Origin of the sequence: uncultured Microbacterium sp. (assembly GCF_964244775.1) — a bacterium.
Classification (GTDB): domain Bacteria; phylum Actinomycetota; class Actinomycetes; order Actinomycetales; family Microbacteriaceae; genus Microbacterium.
In genome coordinates, this window is sequence record NZ_CAXTJR010000020.1 from 1 (window position 1) to 3,135 (window position 3,135).

At 65.9% G+C, this 3,135-nt stretch carries 3 protein-coding genes; 2 read left to right on the forward strand and 1 reads right to left on the reverse strand.

The window, feature by feature from the left end; genetic code table 11:
* Positions 1-104: 104 nt before the first annotated feature.
* Positions 105-872, reverse strand: a complete 768-nt coding sequence (locus ACFE6Z_RS16370) for a lysostaphin resistance A-like protein (protein WP_375386768.1) — start codon at positions 870-872, stop codon at positions 105-107.
* A gap of 227 nt (positions 873-1,099) precedes the next feature.
* Here ACFE6Z_RS16370 and ACFE6Z_RS16375 point away from each other — a divergent pair, with 227 nt between their 5' ends.
* Both ACFE6Z_RS16375 and ACFE6Z_RS16380 read left to right on the forward strand, forming a co-directional pair.
* Positions 1,100-1,489, forward strand: a complete 390-nt coding sequence (locus tag ACFE6Z_RS16375) for a YciI family protein (RefSeq protein ID WP_375386769.1) — start codon at positions 1,100-1,102, stop codon at positions 1,487-1,489.
* A 114-nt stretch (positions 1,490-1,603) separates the two neighbouring features.
* Positions 1,604-2,659 carry a LuxR C-terminal-related transcriptional regulator gene (locus ACFE6Z_RS16380; RefSeq protein ID WP_375386770.1) on the forward strand — a complete coding sequence of 352 codons (1,056 nt, stop codon included), beginning with the start codon at positions 1,604-1,606 and terminating at the stop codon, positions 2,657-2,659.
* The last annotated feature ends 476 nt before the right edge of the window (positions 2,660-3,135 follow it).

The following is a 3,135-nucleotide window of genomic DNA, read 5'->3' on the forward strand; positions in this document are numbered from 1 at the left end:
TTCGCCCGTCAGCAGCTCAACCGCGATTCACGCAACAACGTCTCTGGACATCACATCTAGCCGACCAGGCAACGCGTTCATCACGATGCATTCCTCTCTATTTCTCAGACGGCTGCGGCGACCGCTGTCGCAGGCCGCTCGTTCGTCGCCTTGATGACCCAGTAGACGCAGATCAACGAGAGAACGCCGACAACCGGGCCGAGCAATCCGCCGAACGCGGGAGCGAGGGGTGCGTGACCGACCGCGAAGACTGACACGTCCCACAGGCCGTGAAGCACCATCGCCCAGATCAACGATCCCGTGACACGTCGCACGATATAGAACGCCGTGCCCGACGCGAACGCCAGCGCCGCCTGAGTCAATGACGAGCCCAGCGGTGCCCCGATAACGGCATTCCCGACGTGCATCAGGCCGAATAGGGCGCTGGTGAGGAACCAGACCCACCCCTCGCCCAGTCGGGATCGCAAGGCGGTGAGTACGAGACCACGCGCCATCAGTTCCTCATTGAAGCCGACGAGTACACCGAGGGCGACCAGCGACAGGAGGAAGGAGGTGTCGAATTGCGACCAGTCGGTGTTGAAGAAGTTGAGCAGCACCGCGACGAGCATGATGATCGGAACGAAGATCGGCCACTTGTGGTGCGACCGCTGCCGTTCGAAGAGGGCAGGTCGCCACCATCCGAGCAGCGACGCCACGATCATCAGGAACACTGCGGCGACAGCGAGATCCATGACCGCGCCTCGCCAGGTCGAATCGGCCGACGTGCCGATATCGGGGAACGGGACGCCGCTGAGTAGCGTCACCGCGATGATGATGATGACGTAGCCGACCCAGATCATCAGGCCTATCCAGGCTCGAGGCGTTACGCGCATGCGGATCCTTCCTAGAGGGCGTGTTGCCGATATTGCCATCGGATTCGGCGCCGAGAACAGCGCCTCCCCGGCGGTGCCGCAGATCAAGCGGTCGGCGATTCGTTACGGCCTCGGAGATAGGGTCGAATCCGAGCGTCGCCGTTCGGGGATGAGGTGAGCGGCCCCTTCCGGGATGCTGCGACCGAGGAGCCACGACGTGGCTCCTGTCCCGATGAGAGGAGACGACAGTGCCGAAATATCTGATCGCATTCAACGACGAGTGGGTGCCTGCCCACAGCCCCGACGAACTGCGCAGCAAGAGCGAGGCGTCCAAGGCCGTGCTCGATGACATGCGGGCGGCGGGTGTGTTCCTCTTCGCGGAAGGAGGGATCGACGCCTCGACTGCGGTGTTCAGCGTCGTGAGCCACGACGGAGACCCGGTGTTCACCGATGGACCGTTCACCGAAACCGCTGAGCACCTCGGCGGCTTCACCGCCGTGGAGGTGGCGGACGATGAGGCTGCGCGCTACTGGGCAGGACGCCTCGCCGTCTCGCTGGACTGGCCGCAGGAGGTGCACCGCTTCCCCTCGGACGTGACCGAGATCATCGACAGGCAGTCGGCAGGGGAGACGTACTGACCTGGATCGCCGGTCGCTGCGAGGTGGATGTTCTCCGCGCCTCGGCATCCACTACCGTGTCGTTCGGGCCGGAAGAGAGCGGGTGCGGTGAAAATCTCGGAGCGGGATTACCGCGTGACCCTCGACGTCATCCGCGCCGTCGCGGACGCCGAGAGCCCCGAGCAGTTCGCCGAAGCCGCCCTTTCCGAGATTGCCGTGCTGGTGCCCTCCGACGTCATCTCGCTGAACGAAGTCGAGCCCGGCGCCGATCGGTTCGTGTTCACGGTGCACCCGCGCGAGTTCGCGGTGCCGCCGGGGAGCGCCGCGGTGCTGGCAGAACACTCGACCCGGCATCCACTGATCGAGGCCTACGAACGCACCGGAGACGGTTCGGCGACGAGGATCTCCGACCTGGTGACGGTCGACCAATGGCATGCGAACCCGCTCTATGCCGGGTTCTACCAGCCTCTCGGAGTGGAGTATCAGATCTCGATCGGGCTCGTCGCGCCGCGCCCCATCGCCGTCGCCTTCGCGCTCAATCGCGGCGCCCGAGACTTCGACGAACGAGACCGCGCGGTGCTCGACCTGGCGCGCCCGCACTTGGCGCAGAGCTGGCGCAATGCGCGCGACCGGGCGCGGATGGCCGCCCTGCTCGCCACGTCGGCGGAAGCGCTCGATCGGGCGGGGTCCGGAGTGATTCTGCTCTCCGACCCCCCGGCAGAGGTCACCCCCGGCACGCTTCTGGAGATCTACCGCTTTTTCGGCCGGCCCGGGTTGGACAGCATCCTGCCCGCCGGCGTGGATCGCTGGTTGGCCACGCAGCGCGCAGGAATGGCGCGGCGCGACGAGGCGCTGCTGCGGCCGCTGACCGCGACGATAGGCGTGCGCAGACTCGTGCTGCGCCTACTGCCCGGCGGCGATAGGCGACCGGATGCCGTGCTCGCCCAGCACACCGATGTCGGCCTCATCGAACCCCGCCTCGGCGCCCTCGGCCTGAGCCCGCGAGAGGCCGAGGTGCTCGCACTGGTCGGCACGGGTGCAACCAACGCGCAGATCGCGAGTCGCCTGCACGTGGCGCCGTCGACGGTCAAGAAGCACCTCGATGCGATCTATCGCAAACTCGGCGTTTCGGGTCGGATGCGGGCGTCAGCTGCGGCCGCGGAGATCTTGGCGCACCACCCGGACGAGTGAGCGCGACCCCCAGGAATACGCCGTTCGGGGAGTATCGGTGGGGGGCACGACGTGACAGGCTTCTTGCGGATTGGTCTGGGGATGATCCGGGGGGGGGGTCTGATGTCGCGTTCTACCCGAGGAACGTTTGTGTTCGCTTTCGGTCTTGTTCTCGTGCCGCTGCTCGTGGGCTCGATGATCGGCGGTTCAGCGGTTTCAGCGCAGGCCGTGGGTGAGGCTCCGGTTCCTCAGCTCCCGACGCTTTCCGTGACCGGCACGTTGCATGAGGGCACCTCGACGCTCACGGTGAGCCAGACGGACGGTCGTCAGACCCAGTCCTTCCGGTCGGACTCCGGCGGCACTCACTACCGAACTCGCCACCTCAGCGTCCCGCTTTTCGCGGTGAACGGCAGGACCCCGCTCACTATCAGTGCGGCTTCGCGAGCGTGTCAAATGGTGTGTGTAAGGGGTGGGTCTCCTTATGAAAGGAAACACAC

Excerpts from the sequence above, each read along its gene's own strand:
- ACFE6Z_RS16370 (WP_375386768.1), bottom strand. The coding sequence starts at position 872 with ATGCGCGTAACGCCTCGAGCCTGGATAGGCCTGATGATCTGGGTCGGC.